Below are 18,327 nucleotides of genomic sequence, written 5' to 3'. Positions count from 1 at the left end.
TTCTTGTGAAGCTTGTAGTTTGATTTTATTAAGTTTTACAAGTGAATCATTATTAGATAAAGGAAAATGATGAAAAAGCAACTTTTTCTACTCTTTTCGGTTTTGCTGGGATATTCCGAACTTTCTTTTGCATACGACCCAACCCGCGGAGCGTTGCAGAATGCGCCGGAATTGCGTATTTACGGCTATAACCAGCAAGATATTTATAATAAATATCACCCATCGGTGAATGTCGGTAATTCTTATAACAATAACGGCAATTCCTATAACAATACCAATCCGGTTATTGTCAATCTGCCATCAAAGTACGGAGCGATAGTGTTAAATAACAAAACCGGATATATTACAGATTCCGTAAATGAGGATTCATTGGAGCAAGCTAAGCGTGTTGCCATCCAGAGATGTGAAAAAAGGGGGGATGGTAAATTTTGTAAAGTTCATGATTGGATTAAGGACGGCTGTCATGCGCTTGCTACAGGCTGGGACAATGGTGTACTTCATATTTTGAAAGGGTATTCTAGTACGGAAGGAAATTCAGAAAGGTTGGCTTTAGAAAATTGTAGTTCTCATAAATACAAAAAGTGTGTAATTCTTGTCCCTGAACGTTGTTCCCTTCCAAATGAGTGATTACAAAATTTACTTTGAACGCTGTTCCCTGCCTACCCCGCTTTTTTAAATCTATATGAAAGGTCGTCTGAAAATGGCGAAACGTCCGATTTCAAGGCTTTTGACGCTTGCCGCTTTCTCCGTTTTATTGGCGGCGTGCGGCAGGGAAGAAGTGCCGCCCGAGCAGATGGCGGATCGTGCGAACGCGGCAGCGGAATTGTTCCGTCAAGGCTGCGTCGCTTTTGACGGGGCTGCCGATAAAGTGCGCTCTTTTGCCGATAATGAAAAGCTGACGGCTTTGAACGCGGAAGAAATCGGCAGGCTGCCCGCAGGTTTCATCGAGCCGGATGCGCTTGCCGTTTGGAAGAAAACGCAGGACGGCGCGGATTATTATTTGAGCCTGACCGGCGACAGTTGCAGCGTGAAAACGGCGCGGGCGGACGAAAACTTGATACGCAAGCAGTTTATGGTGTTGGTGGAAAACCCGCCGAAGGGCTTGAACAACGAATTGCGCACCGATCAAGCCTCCGAATCGCCGATAGCGATCCGTCAGCTTTCTTATGCGTGGCGAGCTTCGGGCAGCCCGGAAGAAACCCTGCTGACCGTCAAAACCACCCCGTCCGACCAGTTGCCCGTGCAGGCGGTGTTTTACCTGACGCATCAGTCCTACAACGGCAAGCCTGTCCTTGTGCAATAGTTTTTTCAGACGAGCTTTGGGGCTGTCGCCATTCAATAGTTTCCGTGTCTTTTTATCCTCAAAGCGGCATCTTCCACGTTGGAAATCCTCACAAGGTGTCCAACCTTGTTGCGGTTTCCGCCTTGAATCTTCCGCTTTGTGAACAAAAATCCACTGGGAAAATTAAATGTTGACAGCCCCTAGGAAACATCAAGGGGTCGTCTGAAACCCAAAAATCTAAAAAGGAACACTCATGCAAACCCTGACCATAACCCGCCCCGACGATATGCACCTGCACCTGCGCGACGGCGGCGCGCTCCAAGCCGTTGCCACCTATACCGCCCGCCAGATGGGGCGCGCCGTCATCATGCCCAACCTCAAGCCGCCCGTCGTCAGTGTTGCCGACGCGCTTGCCTACAAAGCGCGCATCATGGCGGCGTTGCCCGAAGGCAGCGCGTTTGAGCCGTTGATGACGCTTTACCTGACCGACCAAGCCACGCCCGAGCTGGTGCGCGAAGCCAAAGCCGCCGGCATCGTCGCCTTCAAACTCTACCCCGCCGGCGCAACGACCAATTCCGATTCCGGCGTAACCGACCTGTTCAAACTCATCCCCGTTTTGGAAGAAATGGCAAAACAGGGCATTTTGTTCCTCGTTCACGGCGAAGTAACCGATCCCGAAATCGATATTTTCGACCGCGAAGCCGCCTTTATCGAGCGCGTGATGAAACCCGTTTTGGCGCAAGTGCCGAATCTCAAAGTCGTGTTCGAACACATCACCACCGCCGAAGCCGCACGCCTGGTTTTGGAAGCAGGCGACAACGTTGCCGCCTCCGTTACCCCGCAACATCTCCTGCTCAACCGCAACGACCTCTTGGTCGGCGGCGTGCGCCCCCATCATTTTTGCCTGCCCGTACTCAAGCGCGAAACCCACCGTCAGGCATTGGTCGCCGCCGTTACCGGCGAGAAGGCGCACAAATTCTTCCTCGGCACCGACTCCGCGCCGCACGCCAAATCTGCCAAAGAAAACGCCTGCGGCTGCGCCGGCATGTTCAGCGCCATGACCGCCATCGAGCTTTACGCCGAAGTGTTTGAAAAAGCAGGAGCGTTGGACAAACTTGAAGCCTTCGCCTCGAAAAACGGCGCAAGGTTCTACGGCATTCCCGAAAACGCCGACACGATCACCCTCGTCAAACAAAGCCAAACCGTCCCCGCAAGCGTCCCTTACGGCGACGGCGAACTCGTCCCGATGCGTGCGGGCGGCGAGATAGGCTGGACAGTCAAATACTGAGCCGCACATCATGACCGCATGAAAATGCCTGCCCGAAAAGGGGCAGGCATTTTGGTTTGATAAGGGAGCGGATAAGGGCATCCTGAGGCTGTTTCTTAAACCACTTATGTTCTGCAAGAAGACAGCGGCTTGATTACGTTTGATATTGTCAAAAAGGTCGTCTGAAAACGGGTATGGCGGATTTTGCGCCAACCTGTTTTCAGACGACCTTTTTGTTTTTTTAAATTTTAAACATCAATCTTTCAACAAAGCCCCCGCCAGCCAAATATTGAACACTACGCCGACCGTGACCGTAATGCCGAAGGCGGCGACGGCGGGCGTGCCGCTTAGGGCGAGCAGGGCGAAGGAGATGGCGGTGGTAGCGGCGGCAAGCAGCATCCCGCCCAGCCGCGCGGGTGCGCTGTGTCGCGCGGTGAGGGCATAGACGGCGTAATCGACGCCGATGGCGGACACCAAAAGCAGGCCGAACATGGCGAACAGGCTGACTGGGATGCCTGCCAGACCGAGTACGGCGACGGTGCAGACGGCGGCGGCAAGCGGTACGGCAAGGATTTTGGTGCCGCGCTTCATGCCGAACATGCGCCATAAAACCAGCAATGCCAGCGCGTAGGATGCCAGTTTCAACCATGCCGCCTGATTGCGCGTGTGGTGGAAAAGGTCGTTCAGGTGGGCGCGTTTGTCCGCCCAATGTACGCCCGCTACGCTTTGCGCGGCGGAGCGGACGGCGGTGTCGTCGGTCATGCCGTTCAGGCGCACGATGGCGGCGAAACGGCCTTTTTCGACTTCACCCAAATACAGCGGCCGCCAGGCTTCCGCCAAATCAGTTTTCAGCGCGTCGGCAAGCGTCAGCGGCGGCGCATCGGCGGCTTGCAGCAGCGCGTTGCGTAGGGTTTTGTGCGGAATGCCGATATCGACAAGCGGTTGGCGGCTTTCGGGCAGCTTGGACAGCTCGCGCAGGCGGTTTTGCAGTTTTTTCTGTTCGGATACGGGCATCAGGAGCTGGTCGGGAGATTGGAAGCTGACGAGCTTGCCTTGCGCGACTAAAGGTTGCAGCGCGCGGCCGAGTTCGGCGGTTTTCATCAACAAAGCGTCTTCGCTCGGCGCTTCGGCAACCAAGTATTTGCCGCCGAAATCCGCGCCGCTCAACTGTCCGATGCGTTGCACTTCCGCCAGCATTTCAGACGGCATGTTGACCCACTGGCGGATGTCGTCGCGCCAGTCGCTGCGCCACAGCCCGACCGCCAGCAACACGCCGCCGACCATCAGCCAGCCGCGTTTGTGCAGACGGATTTTCAGACGACCCGACAGCGCGTAGAGCCGTTCGGTCAGCGCGGCAAACGGCACGGTTTTGGCGCGGTAACGCTGAAACAGCGGCGGCAGCCACAACACCGTCGCGCCAAACGCGCCAGCCAGCGCAAATCCTGAAAACACGGCGGTCTGCCGCAATACGGGCAGCGGCGTGAACCACAAGAGCGCGTAGCCCAATACCGTAATCAGCAGGCTGACGGTAAAGCTCGGCAAGACGTGTTTCATGGCGGGTTCGGCCTGCCAGACGGGGTCGTCTGAAAAAGCCGTTTTGCCGTTTTTCGCTCGTGTGCCGAATACCGAAGGCGCGAGCCAGTGCAGCGGGAAATCCACCAACATCCCGACCAGACTCGTGCCGATGACGATGGTCAGGATATGCACTTCGCCGAAGACCAGCAAAGCCGCCGCCAGACCGGTCAGCATACCCGCCGCCAAAGGCAGCGTCAGCCAGAACACGCGGACGCTGCGGAATACCCACAACAGCAGCGCGAACGTCAGCAACATCCCCACCGTACTCATCGTCCGGCTTTCCTGCTCCGCTTCGGTTTTAGACGCGGCGGCAAACAGCGCGCCGCCTGCTGTCAGCGTGTCCGCGCCTTTGACTTTTGCCAGTTTGCGGCTTTCCGCTATCAGCGGCAGAAGGGCGTTGTTGCCTGAAAAATTGTCGCCCGCCGCCAGTTTTCCGCGCAGCCAGACCCAAGTTTTCCCGTCATCGCCTTCGGTGAACAGCATGCCGTTGTCCATGTTCCACTGCAAACGGCTTTGCGGATTCGCCTTGCCGGCGACAAAACGCCCGAAGCCCAGCCAGTCTTGTTCCAAAGACAAAGGTGAGGGCGCGGCAAACGGGTTGACTGCCGCTTCCGCACGCGCCTGAAAGTAGGCTTGCGGATGCTCAAACAGCAGGCGCACCTGTTCGTTCGGCAGCAGGGCGAGTCCCAGCTTGCCGATGTCCTTGCGCACCTTGCCCAAGTCGGGCGTCACGCTGCTGTCCACTTGCTCGAACACGCCGCTTTTACGCCACAAAGCCGCAATCTCGGAGGTCGTCTGAAACGCCGTTTCCGCGTCTTTGCTGCCCGCCAGCAAAATCACCTGCGTGTTCAACTGTTCTTCGCCCGCCTTGTCCGCCGCCGTCAAAAGCGCGTCAGGCTGCTGTTCGCTCGGCAGCAGCGCGGTCAGGTCGGTTTGCAGCCAATTTTGCGTGGAGACGGTGTAGATGAGGAACAGGGTCAGCAGGGCGGTGAGGACGGTGTAGGCGCGGCGGTAGGTAGTCATCATTTTTCAAATGGGTTTGAAGTGTGTCTACGGCATTTTATGGGGAAGTCGGGTGCATTGACAATCCGAATGGATAATCGGCAGGGGAAAGAAACAGGTCGTCTGAAAATGTGTTTGAAACAGAAGACAGTTTCGGATTTTCAGACGACCTGTCGGCGCGGAGGCAGCGGCGTATTTCGGAACACGTTTCGCGTGTGCAAACTCACAGGATTTCTGCGCGCGCCATCATGATTGGGTTGGGTTTGCCGGATGATAAACCGTCGGCAAGGCACAATGTTTCTAAAAAATCGGCGATGTCCTGCCAATAATATCCTTGCGTTTCAGAGTGCGCAGCCTCTTGAAGGGACAGCCTTTCCGCTTCCTCGGCTTCCGTATTTAAGGTAACGGGAACGCCGTGTTCCGCGCCGTGTTCGAGCAAAATCCAAATGCTGCCTTCGCGCGTATCGGCGTGGGTGGCTTGGTGTTCGTATGCCCAGCCGACTGCGGCCTGTCCGCCGCTTTGCAAGGATTGTGCGGCGAGCAGCAGGGGATGGAAACGGGTTTCCAAATGGCGTTCGGTGGCAACCGCCAACGTCGCGCCGTGCGTGCCTAGGGTTTGTGCGGCATGAAAAACGGGTGCGTTGTGCAGGTTGGCGATGAAGTCGAAAGGCATTGCGGCATGGTGGTTGAGCACGTTGTCCGCCATTTTTTCAAACACGGAAGGGGAGGAAAACGGCGTGCCGAGGAAGACGGCGCAATCGGGGCGGATTTCGCCTTGTCCGCGCAGCAAGCCTGCGCCGAGTGCGGCAATCAGGCTTAGGCGGCTGAGGCGGCGGGCGTCCGTGCCGCTTTGCTGTTGCAAGGTTTGTTTGAGGATTTTGTTGCCGACGGCGGCTTCGGTATCGAAACGCGCGGCGGCAATGATGCGGATGTCGGGATTTATGATTGCCATTGCCATACCATAGCTGTGTTGCTGCCGCCGAAACCGAAATGGTTGGCGAGACAGAAAACGTCATCTGAAAAACGGATTTCGCGTCCTTGATAATCGGTGCTGCCGCCTTGTTTCAGGGCGGACAAGAGCAACGCGGTTTCGAGGGCGGCAGTTGCGCCGAGGGTGTGGCCGATTTGCGCTTTGAACGCCATCAGCGGCGGCAGGGTGCCGAACACGTTTTCCAGCGCAGCCAGTTCGGCGGCGTCGCTGTCGGCGGTGCCGATGCCGTGGGTTTTGACGGCGGCGATGTTTTCGGGTGCAACGGCGGCGATGTTTAAGGCGCGGCGGATAACCTGTTCCAATGCCTTACTGTTGCTTTGAATCAGGTCGTTGCCGGTATTGGCGGCGTGGCCGACGAGTTTCAGACGGCCTGCACAGTCGGGCGGCGTAGCAGAGAGGGCGAGTGCGGCGACACCTTCGCCCAAAATCAGACCGTTGCCGCCGAAGGGCCGATAGCGTTCGGTAAACAAACCCAAGCTGTGAAAATGCAGCAGGGTCAGGCGGTTGAGGTTTTCGATACCGAGGACGAAGGCGCGTTCCGCCCCGCCGCGCAAACAATTGTCTGCCTGAATCAGCGCATGGGCGGACGAGGTGCAGGCGGTCGCCAAACTGAAAATCTGCCGGTTGCCGCTGCGTTTGCGCAAATCTTCGGCAAGATAGAGCAGGCCGTGTTCCCCAATGTCCGTATTGCCCGCGCGGCGGCGGTTTTCGTATTCGGCGATGGCGTAGGAACTCGAACCGATAAAAACCGGCGCGTCGTGCCAGCTTTCAGACGGCCACCCTGCATCTTCGGCGGCGCGGCGCAAATGTTGTTCGGCAATATCTGCAAAAGCGGTGCTCCCCAAGCTGTCGTCGGCAAAAGCGCGGAAATAAGCGGCCTGCTGCGGCTGGTTTAAAAACGTATAAGACACCGCATCGGGTCGTCTGAAATCCGCCTGCGGATTCAGCGCGGAGGTGGCCGCCGTACCGCAAACCCAGCTCACGCCCCATGCTCCGCGCGGACGAACGCCGCCAAATCGCGCACGCACATCATATGCTTGCGCACCATACGGTCGCCTTGCAGCCGCACTTGGAAATACTGTTGCAGCGCGACGCAGATTTGCAGCGCGTCGAGCGAATCCAAATCAACAGGGCTGCCGTCGCCGAACAACGGCGCATCGTCGGTAAAGTCTTCAGCAGCAACATCATCGGTCTTGTCGGCTTCTTGCAGAATCAGCTTTTTCAATTCCGCTTCCAGCGCGTGTTCTGCCAAGGTAAAGGTGTAGGACATTTTTTGCTTTCGTGTTTGGGGTGGGGATGGATGTCGGCTTGTGTTTTAGTGCAACCCGCCACACTCGTTTTTCAGACGACCTAAAACCGCACCTGCGTCTGCAACTGCCTGCGGTAAACCAGCGCGGCGGCGGTCAGGGTGGTGGCGGAGAAGGCGGACAGCAGGATGAGGTAGCGGCCGATTCCGTCCAGTCCGCTGCGGTTGAGCAGCAGCTCTTGAAAAGCTTTCAAGCCCCATGCCATCGGGGACATCCAAGTGAGTTGCTGCATGGTTTCGGGCATGACGTGGGCGGGGACCATAATGCCGCCGATTGCCGCCATCAGGATGATGCCGCCGCCGCCGAGGACGACGGCGTGTTCGGTGGATTTGGCGCAGACGCTGATTAGAAGCGCGTAGCCGAGTGCGGCGGCGCTGACGGCGGCGGACAGCAGCGCGTAGGGAACAAGGCTGCCGTTGAGTATGAGGGCGGGCACGCCGATTTCGGGCAGAAGGTAGCGGCCGAGCAGCAGCATTCCGGCAAATTGGAGCTGGTTAATCAGGAAATAGGGGACGAGTTTGGCGGCAATCAGGCCGGACGCGGAGGCGCGGGCGAGACGCAGGCGGGTGATGGTGTTGGTTTGGCGTTCCAGAGCCATGACGTTCGACAGCGGTATCATAATGAAAAACATACCGAAAATCAGCCATGCGGGTACGCTGTGCTGTACGGCGTTGGGTTTTTCCACCGTGCCGCTGCCTGCGCTCAGATAGTGTTCTTCCAGCATTTTTTTATCTAAAAAGGTTTGCACTGCGGCGAATTGTTCGTCGTTTTTTTCATCGACTTTTTTCTGGATGTCTTTGCGGATGGAACGGGGCAGTTTTTTATTGTCGATTTTGATGCCGTCGTTGCTGTCGAAATAGGCGTCCAGCCGCGTTTGGGTGTAATGCTGCTGCAAAACGCCTTTGACCGCCGCCAGCCATGAAGGCTCGGTATCGGGCGGTACATAGATTTGCAAGGCTTTGTTGTCGGCGATTTTGCCGGAAGCGGGGTTCGGGTTGTGCAGCACCAGTTGGAAACGCTTGTCGTGCAGGCCGTTTTGCGCGTCAATCAGTTTTTCAGACGACATCCGCGTGACATGAATCTGCTCTTTTTCCAGCGCGGCGGCCAGCGCGGTATTGACGCTGTCGTTTGCCGCGCCGACCAGCGCGATGCGGCTGTCGGTGTGTGGATCTTGGTCGCGGCTCAGCGCCAACGACATAATCAGCATGAAGGCGATGGGCATCACAAACAACACCGCCAAACCGTGCAGGTCGCGGCAGAGCAGTTTGAGTTCTTTGAGGAGGGAGGAAGTCGTCATTGTGGGTTTTGCTTATCTGTTGCTGGCTCGTCTTTGCGCAGGAAATCAAGGTAAAACGTTTCCAGCGAGCCGTGTCCCTGCTGGAAGTAGCGGATTTGCGCGCCACTTTGTTGCAGGGCGGCGTAAACGGCGGCAGCATCGTGCGCCGTTTCCATCATGCCGCGGCTGTCCACTTGCTTTGCACCCAAAGCGGCCAGCGTTTGAGGCGGCAGCGGCGGTTCGACGGTAAAACGCACGACACCGGTTTGTGTACTCAGAAGCTCGTCCAAACCGCCGTGGTACACCAGCTTGCCGTGTTGCAGCAGCGCGATTTTGCCGCAAAGCTGCTCGATTTCCGACAGATAGTGCGAGGTGTAAACCACCGTTACCCCCTGCCGTGTCAAATCTGCCACGCTGTCGAGGATAAAGCGGCGCGACTGCGGGTCGATGCCGACCGTGATTTCGTCGAGGAACACCAGTTGCGGTGTGTTAATCAGGCCGATGGCAAAATTCAGACGACGTTTAAGCCCACCCGAAAGATGCTTTGCCGCTTTGTTTTTGTGGGCGGTCAGGTCGGTCTGTTCCAACAGCGCGTTCAGACGGCCTTTGTCGCGTACTTTGTAAAGCGAGGCGAAAAACAGCAGGTTGTCCCACACAGAAAGCTGCGGATAAAACGCGAAATCCTGCGGCACCAAACCGATTTTCTGCCGCTCGCTGCGGCTTAACAGGCGCAACGGCTTGCCGTCGAACAAAATTTCGCCCTGCCGCACTTCCTGCAAGCCGGCCAAAAGCGACATCAGCGTTGTTTTCCCCGCACCGTTGTGGCCGAGCAGCCCCAAACATTCGCCGTCGGCAATATCAAACGACACATCGTCCAGCACGGCAGTTTCGGCCTTGGGATAACGGTGGGAGAGGGATTGGATTTGAATCATGGTTTCAGACGGCCTTAGTATGGGTGGAGCATAGTGAAATCGCTACGGCATCGGTTTACCTGCGCGCAAACGTTTACAGAAAATTTATCGATACCGCATGATTCCCCATTATTTCAACAATCCCCGCCACAACGCTTCTTCATCATCCGCAATCTTGCGCAAAAATGCGGCGATTTCGCGGCAGCCGTTTTCGGACGGCTTTTTGCACTGCTTCACGCACATCGCTGCAAACTGCCGCCATTGGTCGCCGATGGCGGTCATTTGTTCCGAGGCCGTCTGAAACGCGGGGTTGTCGCAGATACGGGCGGCCTGTTCGAGGAAATAGGCGTAGATATAGCGGAAACCTGCGCCGCCGGTGCCGATTTCTTCCTGCATCCGCACGAGATGGCCGAGGAACAGCTTTTGGTATTTTTCATTTCGTTTGGCGGGCAGGGCTTCGATGTTTTTTGCCAACGTGCGGATGCCTTTTACGCCGACGAAAAAAACGGGTGGGAGCATTTGTTTGGCGTTTTTGCGTATGGCCTTGCGGATGATGGCGGGTAAATCGGCCTTAACTTTTTCAGACGACCTGTCGTTTTCCAGCGTGTACATCATGCCTTTGGCGGCCAATACGCCTTTGGCGAAACGCGCCCGCTGCAAATCTTCGGCGGCGCAGCGCTGCACCGTTTCAAATACGGGGTCGCTGATAAGGTAGTCGCCGCCGTCTTTGCCGTATACCAAGAGATTGTGTGCGTTGAAATGGAAACGCATTTGCGGCGGGAAATACGGCAGCCAGAATACGGAGGTCTGCAAACCCGCCAGTTTGCCCGATGAAAGCGCGGCATCCAGCGCGTCCTGTCCCTTTTGGGCATTGGAAAATTTGCGGGCGGACAATTTCAGCCCCAATGCCTTGCAGGTGTTTTTGATGATGCCGCGCGGTGCGATGCGGTAGGAAACCAGCGGCATGCCGCCCAGTTTGACGACGGGTAGCCAGACAAAGGTCAGCGCATGGGCGATGCCGAAAATCATGGCTTCGTCCAAATCGTGGCCGTGGTATTTGAGCAGCGTGGACATTACGCCGCTTTCGCAGTGGGCGGTATGCTGGTGTGGGAATTCGGTCATGGGGTTATCAATCAGATATCTGTTTAGAAGTATTTTTATAATTAGGCGGCTGCGTTTCAAACACAGACGAGGTCGTCTGAAAAAACAAATCAGGGCAGCTTGCCGCCGTCAGTAAGGGCCGGTTCGCCTTAATCCGCGTCCGTCCGCTTCAATTCGTCTATGCTGATTTGCAGCGCGTCGGCGTATTTTTGCAGGGTTTTGTCTGGCAGCTTGGCGAAGATTTCGGGACGCAGGTGGCGGCGGAGTTGCCATTTCCATACGCCCGCGGCCATTGCCAAACCGGCTTCGTCGTGGCGGAAGCGGAACATATGGTAATACAGCGGCGAATATTCGCCCCGTGCCACCGCTTCGCGGGCGGCGCGGGTTTGTTCGTCGAGTTCGGCGACCGCCATTTCGGTGGCGTAGGCTTCGTCCTGCCAGCCGCTGCTGGTACCGGCTTCGTAACGCCCGTCGCGCGTGCCGTAAATGACTTTCAGATGTCCGTGGTAGCTTTCGCTGTCATCTTGCGGGATGTCTTTGATTTCCATAGTTTCAGACGACCTTTTTTCAGTTTGCTATACCGCTTCCAAAAGCATAAAGCAAGTTGAGAAACGCCCGCTTTCGGGAACGTAGCACAAAACTTTTTGACCGCGCTCCAATGGGAAAGTGCGCATAAATTCTTCAAGGATGATGTAAATCGATGCCGAGCCGGTGTTGCCTTTGGTGTAGAGGTTGGTAAACCATTTTTCCTGCGGGATTTCAAAGCCGATGTTTTTCAGGCCGTCTGAAAGACGGTCGCGGAAAAAGCCGGAAGAATAGTGCGGCAGGAACCAGTCGATTTCGTCGGTGCGGATGCCGTGTTTGGCGGCGATTTGTGCGAGCGGTTTTTCCACCGTGTAGCGGACGATGTTTTCGTTCAATAGTTTTACGTCCTGCTTGACCGCCATCAGGCTGTGGCGGCGGCTGTATTCGGGGTCGGCGTGTTTCCAGCCTTCGAACACGCCGTCGCGGAATTCTGCGCCGGCATACATGCAGGGCGGCATTTCGTTGGCGTAGGAGAGCAGCTCTATCCAGCGGATTTTCAGGCTGAGGCCGTCTGAATTGGGGCGGTCGGACAAGTATGCCGCGCCCGCGCCATCCGACAGCATCCAGCGCAAAAAGTCTTTTTCAAAACCGATTTCGGGGGAGGCGTTTTCCAGCTTTTTATGGTCGGTTTCGTGTTGGAACACTTCGCCGCGCATCACCGCCGAAGCGTTTTCCGACGCGGCGGCGACGGCGTGGGCGTGTTCGCCGGTGCGTACGGCGTTGTAGGCGTGTTTCATCGCCGCCATGCCTGCCGCGCACACGCCCGCCATGCTCAACACTTCGCAGGAGGGCATATCCAAAAGGCCGTGTACCATCACGCCGTGTCCGGGCATGGTTTGGTCGGGGTAGGACGTGGCGCAGGACAGGCTGGTGATGTCTTCGGGCTTGATGCCTTGTGCGAACAGCCGGCGGACTGCTTCGGCGGCAAGTTCGGCATTGGTATGCGTGGCGCGGCGGCTGTCGGGGTCTATGGCGTAGTGCCGCGTTTGGATGCCGTTGGAACGCAAAATCATGCGTCGCACGCGCGAGGGCAGTTCGCCCGCCATGCCGAGTACGGCTTCTATCGCATCATTGCCGACGGGCGTGTTGGGCAGGAAGGCGGCGGTACGGTTGAGGTAAACGTTTTTGAGTGTGTTATTTGGAATCATGGTTCTTTGTTATATGGCGAAACAAAATATGGATACTACGGCGTTGCCTTGCCTTATTTTGTCTCACTATGATAAGTGGTCAGCCGATAAACCGCGCCGCGTAATCGCAGCTTGCGGTGAGCGGGATGCCGTGTGCTTCGGCATATGCCGTTAACGCATCCACCAGCATTCGGGCGATGCCCTGATTGCGGAAATTGGGCGAAACTTCGGTATGGTCCACGTCCCAGCCTCCGTTGTGTTCGGTATAACTGATGTAGCCTGCTTCCAAACCGTTGATGTCGATTTGGAAGCGGCGGCGTTCGGGGTAATGGATCACTTCGGGCATGGAGTGCTTTCTGTATTTGAGGCCGTCTGAAAAGCAAAACTGTCGTCGGCCGTTGCTGTAAAACATTTTGGTCGTTTTCAGACGGCCTCTGCCAACGTCGGTGCGGCTTCCGGCGTCAAGCCTTAACCGCTTTGGCGAGTGCCGAAGCGGTCAGCATCTGCGTGCCGAACCAGCCCCAATAAATGCGGTGGTGCTTGATTTTGCCGCTTTCCAGCCGCATCACTTCCAAAATATCCACCTGATCGCCGTCGGGCGTCTGGCGCGGGTATTCCCACACCAGCGTATCGCCCGTAACGAAATAGCGGCCGTCCCGATACCAGCGCACCAAATCGTTGGGACGGCGGCGCGTGCCTTCCTGTAAGAAACGCAGGATTTCGGCCTTGCCGCACAGGATGCCGCTGTCGGTATCCATAATCGCGGGCACCAGCGGGCTTTCAAATACGGCGTCGTCGGCATACAGCGCAATCAGCGCGTCGGTGTCGCGGTTTTTGGCATATTCGTGCCAGTCGCGGTAAATGCGTTCAAAATCGTCCATATACAGTCTCCTTACAGGTTGCCGCCCGCAATCCGGTTCATCCGCCGGAAGGTTGGCCGTAATAATCCGCCAGTTTTTTCAGACGGCCTTTGAGCAGCGGATGCAGCAGTTTTTTCACCAATACGCTTACCGGTACCAACACCAGAATCATCGCCAGCAGAAACAGGATATAAAAACACAGCAGGGCGCGGCGCAGCAAGGGGGACACACGTCCGGCGGCCATCAGCAGCCTGCCCCACAGGAAAAAGCTGCGTCCGGCGGCTTTTTCGCTGAAAATCAGTTTTTCGTTCACCTTGGCCGCACCCATGTTTTGAAACAGGGTTTCGTCCAAGGTTTTGTTTTGCAACAGGGTATCCCGCATTTTCGCGCCGAAGCGCGCCGCGTCGGCCAGCTCTCCGTCTGCGATGCCGGCGGAAGGCAGGGCGCGGAAGTATTGTTTGTCGCCTGACAGTAGCCATGCGGGGGTGGTGATGAAGCTGGCGGCGCTGTTGCATGCGTCGATTTTAACGATGTTGCCGATGAGTTTCGCGCCGTTGCGCGCTAAAAGCGACTTCATTTTTTCCTGCGCGCCCAACCACATATTGCGGCAGCCGATAAGCGTTACCACGGGTTTGCCATTGAGCAGGCAGCGGGTTTCTTCCCGTTGCAGAAAGGCGGTAATCGGCTGCGCGGGCGAGAGGAACCAGACGGTATAGGCGATAACCACTGCGTCGTAATCGTCGGCGGGAATGGCGGGCGGCAGAATCGGCGCGGGTTTCAGGTGGACGGTTTCGGGAAAGGTGTTGAAAAACCGCCAAAACGACCACGGAAACGGATACGGCTCTTGCGGCTCAAGGTTCACGCAATCCACATGGACGCCGCCCTGCTGTAAAGGCTCGGCGAAATTCCGCACCAGTTCCGCCAGCTGTCCGGTTTGCGAGTAATACACCAGCAGCACTTTTTTCACGTCGTTTCCCTTTATGTATTAACAAAAATTATTTGATGATTGGTTATTATAGCTTTTTTGTAAAATTATTTAAAGAACAATAGGGTGGGATAAATGGAGGTCGTCTGAAAAGGGCGGTAGGCGTGAAAGTGGAGGCAAATGGCATATCCTGAAATCACTGGGCTTAGGGCAAAAATATCTGCCTGATAAAATGCAAACCTGCGGCTTACCGCCCTCGCTCAACCTCTCATGCGGAGAGGAAAAACGCGGGCGGCAAGCCGACAGGTAAGTTCTTCAAAAGTGGACAGAATGACTTTGCAGGTCTGTCGGATGATGCCGCTTACAGGGCTTTTTTGGCAAAGTCGTCCAGCGGTTTGCCGGTTTGCACTTCTCTGAACTGCATCACGGTTTTGTCGCCTTGTTTTTCGTCCAACTCGATTTTGCGCACCACGCTGTCGCCGCTGATGGCGATGCGGTTGAAAATTTGGCGGGTAACGGCGGTTTTCGGCGTCAAATTCAGCGTCCATTGCTTTTCAGTGCCGGAGAGGGCGAGGTTGAATTGTTTTTCCAAGCCTTGCGTGTTGCCGCCGAGCAGGTCGAGGAAGAGCTTGATTTGCTGACTTTGTCCAACCTTGCCTTGGTTGGGGTTGGTCCATGCGCTGCCGTTCCACTGCATGATGCCGTCCGAGCGCACGCGCAGGGTGGTTTCAAACGGTTTCTGCATTTGCCACAACAGGCCTTTTTTCGGAATCAGGACAAATTTCCCGCCGGTAACCATCGGTTTGTTCAGGGATTTCAACTGCCGCTGCTGGGTAAACGCGCCCTGTACGTTGGACGGTTTTTGCAGGGTTTGGGCGAGTTCGGCGGTGGAAAACGCCCACAAGGCGGGGCTGGCAAGGGTCAGGAAGAGGGCGGTAAGTGTTTTTTTCATGTTGTTCCTTTTCAGGTTTGTTTTTCAGACGACCTTAAGGGTCGGGGTCGTCTGAAAACGGGAAGGTCAGGCGGGGGTAAAGGTCGGATGGGTTTGCACGGCATCCAACCAGCTTTGCGGGGTCTGAAACTGCATCAGGCCGTCTGCCAGCGAAACGGCGGCTTGGGTGGTCGAAGCGCGGTTGAGCTTTTCGTTGGTTTGCGCATCATAAATCGTATAGTCGATGCGCAGGCAGCTTTCGATTTCGACGATGTCCATATCGACGCGGATTTTCTGACCGAAGCGGGCGGGGCGGATGTATTTGAGGTTCATCTGCACAATCGGCCAACTGTATCCCTGCCGCGCCATTTCATTGTAGTCGTAGCCGATGGCGGACAAAAAGGCGCAGCGGGCGGTTTCGAGGTATTTCACATAGTTGCCGTGCCAGACGATGTGCATGGCGTCCACATCGAAAAACTGGACTTCGATTTCAAAGCTGTGGCGGCAGTAGATGTGTTTTTTCATGAGGTTCCTTGTGTGGGGCGCAAGCGGCATAGATTATATAGCGGATTTGCCGCCAAACGGTAAGGCGTTGTTTGCGCGGATGCAATGTGGTGCGATGTTTGAGGTGTGTTTTATAGTGGATTAACTTTAAACCAGTACGGCGTTGCCTCGCCTTGTCCTGATTTAAAGTTAATCCACTATATTTTACTACACTATGACGATATGGTTCGGCATCTGCTTTAAGCCGGGAGTGCCTGGGGTATGGTTGGTTTGCAAAAAGGTCGTCTGAAACTTTTCAGACGACCTTTGGCGATAAACGGATTTATTGGGTGCTGATAATCCGGTTGATCTGCCATTCAAGAAACGGCGTATATGCCGAGGCGCGGCGGATGATGGCTTGGTCTTCGTTATCCGGCGTGCTTGGGCGGCTTTCGGTAGTTTGGATGTTTTTGTTGTCCCATTTGTGGAATGCTTTGCTGTGTTGATGATAGAAACCGCGTTCGGTGATGATGACTTCGGGGTTGTAGCCGTAGCCACACCATGCGGAATCGGGTTGCGGGGCGGTGAGGTTGCAGCCGGTTTGGTAGTAGCGCGATTTGGACAGGCTTAAGTTGTAGAGGGTCGGCAGGATGTCTTTGTGCGAACCTGCGCGTTCGGGATGGTATTCGGCGCTGCCGCGGTAGGCTTGCGGAACGTAAAGGTAGAAGGGGACGCTGTGGCCGAGTGCGGCATCGGCGGATTCGGGATAGCCGATGGCGCGCATATTGTGGTCGCCGGTGGCGGCGATAATGGTGTCGGGCGCGATGGTTTTCACTTTGCCGATAAAGCGGCCGAGTTGGTCGTTGCTGTATCGGAAGGTGTTGAAAATTTCATTCAGCTCTTTGCCTGAGGCGAGGTTGGCAAGGCGTTTTTGCTCTTGTTCGTCCAAACGGAAGTTTTTCGCCTGATGCGGCGCGGGCAGGCGGTAGGGCGGGTGGTTGGTCACGGACATCATCATGATGAATACGGGCGTGCCGCTTTTTTCGGCGCGCGCGAGTTCTTCTTCGGCATAGCGGAACATGAATTCGTCGGGTACGCCCCATGTGTCGGATTTTGCTTCGGGATAGTGGGTTTTGAGGGTGTTTTCATCGATGATTTCGTTGACGCCCAAGTGCCGCAGGAAGGTGTCGAAATCGCGCCAGCCGCCGTTGCCCGCCGTAATATAGACGACGCGGTAGCCGGCATCGAGATAGGGTTTGAACATATTGCCGGGGAAGGTTTGTTTTTAGCAAGGGATTGGCTGAGGTTGAGGCGCGGGCTGCGGACGAAGAAGCGGTGCAGGGTGTCGCTGGTGCCGTCTCCCTCGGAAACGAATTTGCGGTACACCCAGTCTTGCTGCCAGTGTTTGCCCAGTTCGCCCAAGAGGTCCCGTTCGGGATTGTCCATGTTCAAGAGATGTGCGCTCATGCTTTCCATGACGGTGAGAACGACGTTGGGACGGTGTTTTTCGACGGCGGCGTTTGCGGCGGTTTGGGCAAAGAGCTGCGTCAAGTCGGCGTCGGTTTTTTTATCGAGCAGGGTACTGATGAGCCGGCTGCCGTCTTCGTCGGAGACGGGATGGAAGTCGTTGCTGTTGCGGTATTCGTTGACTGCCCAGCTTAGGGAGGTCAGGGCGTTGGGAACGAGTTTGTTGATTTGCGGTGCGGCAGAAATCTGCATGGCGGTCTGACGCAGGGGGAATTTGCCGAACGAACCGCGTATGCCTGCGGCAAGCGCGAGGATGGGTAAGAGGATGGCGGCAATCCAAGCGGTTTTCCCCCATGAGGTCGTCTGAAAGCGGGTGCGGCGGCGGATGAGGCTGAAGATTTTGCCGAAAACGAAAGCTGCGGCAATCAAGGCGACAAGACAGGGGATGACGGGATAGTCCGACCAGACGGTTTTCAGGACAGCGCGGGTATCTTCGTCCGCCAGCCCGAAGACGAAGACGTCAAATTGACGGTCGTAAACGCTGTAATAGAACCAGTTGCCCAGCGCGGCGGCAAAGACGGTCAGGAAAAGGACGGTTGCGACGGTAGGTAGAAGACGTAGGGTAAAGGCGGCGGTTTTCTGCGTAGCCAGTCCGAACAGCCCGATCAGGAAGGGGAAGGCGGTGGCAACGGAGGTGATTTTGATGTCGAACAACAGCCCTTTGGCAAACAAAGCCGCCAAATCGCCCGCATAACGGCTGCGGATGTCGTCTGAAACGAAATGGTGCAGCATGAAGAAACGTTCGGCGGAGAAAACGGCGACGATGGATACCCATAAAATCAGGCAGATGAGGAGGGTTTTCCGATAGGCGGCAAGGCGGGTCATCATAATTGGCGGGTAAGATGGGTTGGATGTAAATTTATATCAAATTTAGTAAGGTTTAATTTTACGGTTTAGCGGTGCGGCTTTCAAGATATGGCAAAAGATTATTTGGAATGAAGGGGGCTCAGCTTGCTAAAACGGTAAAACGCACACAGTCAACACTGCACCTTATCTATAAAATTAGTGTTTTAGGCTACGGTTCGTTATAGTATTTAAATGAATGAATTAAAAAAGAAATATCAGATACTTCGTACAAATATGTTTGGATTTTATACAAGCAATTTTTATGAGTAAACTTTATTTCTATACTATCTTCTTTATCCTTAAAGGTGAAAGCACTATCAAATATAACCCA

At 55.6% G+C, this 18,327-nt stretch carries 17 protein-coding genes and 1 pseudogene; 3 read left to right on the top strand and 15 right to left on the bottom strand.

The window, feature by feature from the left end; genetic code table 11:
• Positions 1 to 69 precede the first annotated feature (69 nt).
• From HMPREF1028_RS04215 to pyrC, 3 genes are all read left to right on the top strand, one after another.
• A complete protein-coding gene (locus HMPREF1028_RS04215; protein WP_009311571.1) occupies positions 70 to 627 on the top strand; it encodes a DUF4189 domain-containing protein in 558 nt (185 codons plus the stop codon).
• A gap of 73 nt (positions 628 to 700) precedes the next feature.
• Positions 701 to 1,303 carry a hypothetical protein gene (locus HMPREF1028_RS04210; RefSeq protein WP_009311570.1) on the top strand — a complete coding sequence of 201 codons (603 nt, stop codon included), beginning with the start codon at positions 701 to 703 and terminating at the stop codon, positions 1,301 to 1,303.
• A 232-nt stretch (positions 1,304 to 1,535) separates the two neighbouring features.
• Positions 1,536 to 2,570 carry a dihydroorotase gene (pyrC, locus tag HMPREF1028_RS04205; protein WP_009311569.1) on the top strand — a complete coding sequence of 345 codons (1,035 nt, stop codon included), beginning with the start codon at positions 1,536 to 1,538 and terminating at the stop codon, positions 2,568 to 2,570.
• Between the two features lie 234 nt (positions 2,571 to 2,804).
• Here the strand turns inward: pyrC and HMPREF1028_RS04200 are convergent, their stop codons facing one another.
• The 15 genes and pseudogenes from HMPREF1028_RS04200 to HMPREF1028_RS15790 all read right to left on the bottom strand — a co-directional run bounded on the left by HMPREF1028_RS04200 (position 2,805) and on the right by HMPREF1028_RS15790 (position 17,978).
• Positions 2,805 to 5,150: a membrane protein gene (locus tag HMPREF1028_RS04200; protein ID WP_009311568.1), complete on the bottom strand. Its 2,346-nt coding sequence runs from the start codon at positions 5,148 to 5,150 to the stop codon at positions 2,805 to 2,807.
• Positions 5,151 to 5,349: 199 nt separating this feature from the next.
• The gene (locus tag HMPREF1028_RS04195; protein WP_036529073.1) at positions 5,350 to 6,084 is read right to left on the bottom strand and encodes a hypothetical protein; all 735 of its coding nucleotides are present in this window, start codon (positions 6,082 to 6,084) and stop codon (positions 5,350 to 5,352) included.
• Positions 6,066 to 7,100 carry a beta-ketoacyl synthase N-terminal-like domain-containing protein gene (locus tag HMPREF1028_RS04190; RefSeq protein ID WP_009311566.1) on the bottom strand — a complete coding sequence of 345 codons (1,035 nt, stop codon included), beginning with the start codon at positions 7,098 to 7,100 and terminating at the stop codon, positions 6,066 to 6,068. Before HMPREF1028_RS04190 ends, HMPREF1028_RS04195 begins: the two co-directional genes overlap by 19 nt.
• On the bottom strand, positions 7,097 to 7,387 hold the full coding sequence (locus tag HMPREF1028_RS04185; RefSeq protein WP_003763573.1) for a phosphopantetheine-binding protein: 291 nt from the start codon (positions 7,385 to 7,387) through the stop codon (positions 7,097 to 7,099). Before HMPREF1028_RS04185 ends, HMPREF1028_RS04190 begins: the two co-directional genes overlap by 4 nt.
• 80 nt (positions 7,388 to 7,467) lie before the next feature.
• Positions 7,468 to 8,721, bottom strand: coding sequence for an ABC transporter permease (locus HMPREF1028_RS04180; protein WP_009311565.1), 1,254 nt, complete (start codon positions 8,719 to 8,721; stop codon positions 7,468 to 7,470).
• Positions 8,718 to 9,632: an ABC transporter ATP-binding protein gene (locus HMPREF1028_RS04175; protein ID WP_009311564.1), complete on the bottom strand. Its 915-nt coding sequence runs from the start codon at positions 9,630 to 9,632 to the stop codon at positions 8,718 to 8,720. Before HMPREF1028_RS04175 ends, HMPREF1028_RS04180 begins: the two co-directional genes overlap by 4 nt.
• A 108-nt stretch (positions 9,633 to 9,740) precedes the next feature.
• The gene (locus tag HMPREF1028_RS04170) at positions 9,741 to 10,733 is read right to left on the bottom strand and encodes a BtrH N-terminal domain-containing protein (RefSeq protein ID WP_003759123.1); all 993 of its coding nucleotides are present in this window, start codon (positions 10,731 to 10,733) and stop codon (positions 9,741 to 9,743) included.
• 128 nt (positions 10,734 to 10,861) lie between these two features.
• A complete protein-coding gene (locus HMPREF1028_RS04165) occupies positions 10,862 to 11,260 on the bottom strand; it encodes a hypothetical protein (protein WP_003777636.1) in 399 nt (132 codons plus the stop codon).
• 27 nt (positions 11,261 to 11,287) lie between these two features.
• Entirely contained in the window at positions 11,288 to 12,445 is a 1,158-nt protein-coding gene (locus HMPREF1028_RS04160; RefSeq protein WP_009311563.1) for a beta-ketoacyl-ACP synthase III, read from the bottom strand.
• A gap of 79 nt (positions 12,446 to 12,524) precedes the next feature.
• Positions 12,525 to 12,770 carry a GNAT family N-acetyltransferase gene (locus HMPREF1028_RS04155; RefSeq protein ID WP_003759129.1) on the bottom strand — a complete coding sequence of 82 codons (246 nt, stop codon included), beginning with the start codon at positions 12,768 to 12,770 and terminating at the stop codon, positions 12,525 to 12,527.
• Positions 12,771 to 12,885: 115 nt separating this feature from the next.
• Positions 12,886 to 13,305: a nuclear transport factor 2 family protein gene (locus HMPREF1028_RS04150; protein WP_003777642.1), complete on the bottom strand. Its 420-nt coding sequence runs from the start codon at positions 13,303 to 13,305 to the stop codon at positions 12,886 to 12,888.
• 37 nt (positions 13,306 to 13,342) lie between these two features.
• Positions 13,343 to 14,251, bottom strand: a complete 909-nt coding sequence (locus HMPREF1028_RS04145) for a hypothetical protein (protein WP_009311562.1) — start codon at positions 14,249 to 14,251, stop codon at positions 13,343 to 13,345.
• 319 nt (positions 14,252 to 14,570) lie between these two features.
• Entirely contained in the window at positions 14,571 to 15,161 is a 591-nt protein-coding gene (locus HMPREF1028_RS04140) for an outer membrane lipoprotein carrier protein LolA (protein WP_009311561.1), read from the bottom strand.
• A gap of 66 nt (positions 15,162 to 15,227) precedes the next feature.
• Complete coding sequence (locus HMPREF1028_RS04135; protein WP_009311560.1) at positions 15,228 to 15,665, bottom strand: acyl-CoA thioesterase; 438 nt, start codon at positions 15,663 to 15,665, stop codon at positions 15,228 to 15,230.
• A gap of 301 nt (positions 15,666 to 15,966) precedes the next feature.
• A pseudogene (locus tag HMPREF1028_RS15790) lies at positions 15,967 to 17,978 on the bottom strand (LTA synthase family protein).
• Between the last annotated feature and the right edge of the window lie 349 nt (positions 17,979 to 18,327).

Source organism: Neisseria sp. GT4A_CT1, from assembly GCF_000227275.1.
Classification (GTDB): Bacteria; Pseudomonadota; Gammaproteobacteria; order Burkholderiales; family Neisseriaceae; genus Neisseria.
The sequence above is the reverse complement of the archived record's forward strand: the minus strand, read 5'-3'. Positions and strand labels throughout refer to the sequence as shown.

Coding starts and splice junctions, on each gene's coding strand:
- HMPREF1028_RS04215 (WP_009311571.1), top strand. CDS start 70: ATGAAAAAGCAACTTTTTCTACTCTTTTCGGTTTTGCTGGGATATTCC.
- HMPREF1028_RS04210 (WP_009311570.1), top strand. CDS start 701: ATGGCGAAACGTCCGATTTCAAGGCTTTTGACGCTTGCCGCTTTCTCC.
- pyrC (WP_009311569.1), top strand. CDS start 1,536: ATGCAAACCCTGACCATAACCCGCCCCGACGATATGCACCTGCACCTG.
- HMPREF1028_RS04200 (WP_009311568.1), bottom strand. CDS start 5,150: ATGATGACTACCTACCGCCGCGCCTACACCGTCCTCACCGCCCTGCTG.
- HMPREF1028_RS04195 (WP_036529073.1), bottom strand. CDS start 6,084: ATGGCAATGGCAATCATAAATCCCGACATCCGCATCATTGCCGCCGCG.
- HMPREF1028_RS04185 (WP_003763573.1), bottom strand. CDS start 7,387: ATGTCCTACACCTTTACCTTGGCAGAACACGCGCTGGAAGCGGAATTG.
- HMPREF1028_RS04180 (WP_009311565.1), bottom strand. CDS start 8,721: ATGACGACTTCCTCCCTCCTCAAAGAACTCAAACTGCTCTGCCGCGAC.
- HMPREF1028_RS04175 (WP_009311564.1), bottom strand. CDS start 9,632: ATGATTCAAATCCAATCCCTCTCCCACCGTTATCCCAAGGCCGAAACT.
- HMPREF1028_RS04170 (WP_003759123.1), bottom strand. CDS start 10,733: ATGACCGAATTCCCACACCAGCATACCGCCCACTGCGAAAGCGGCGTA.
- HMPREF1028_RS04165 (WP_003777636.1), bottom strand. CDS start 11,260: ATGGAAATCAAAGACATCCCGCAAGATGACAGCGAAAGCTACCACGGA.
- HMPREF1028_RS04160 (WP_009311563.1), bottom strand. CDS start 12,445: ATGATTCCAAATAACACACTCAAAAACGTTTACCTCAACCGTACCGCC.
- HMPREF1028_RS04155 (WP_003759129.1), bottom strand. CDS start 12,770: ATGCCCGAAGTGATCCATTACCCCGAACGCCGCCGCTTCCAAATCGAC.
- HMPREF1028_RS04150 (WP_003777642.1), bottom strand. CDS start 13,305: ATGGACGATTTTGAACGCATTTACCGCGACTGGCACGAATATGCCAAA.
- HMPREF1028_RS04140 (WP_009311561.1), bottom strand. CDS start 15,161: ATGAAAAAAACACTTACCGCCCTCTTCCTGACCCTTGCCAGCCCCGCC.
- HMPREF1028_RS04135 (WP_009311560.1), bottom strand. CDS start 15,665: ATGAAAAAACACATCTACTGCCGCCACAGCTTTGAAATCGAAGTCCAG.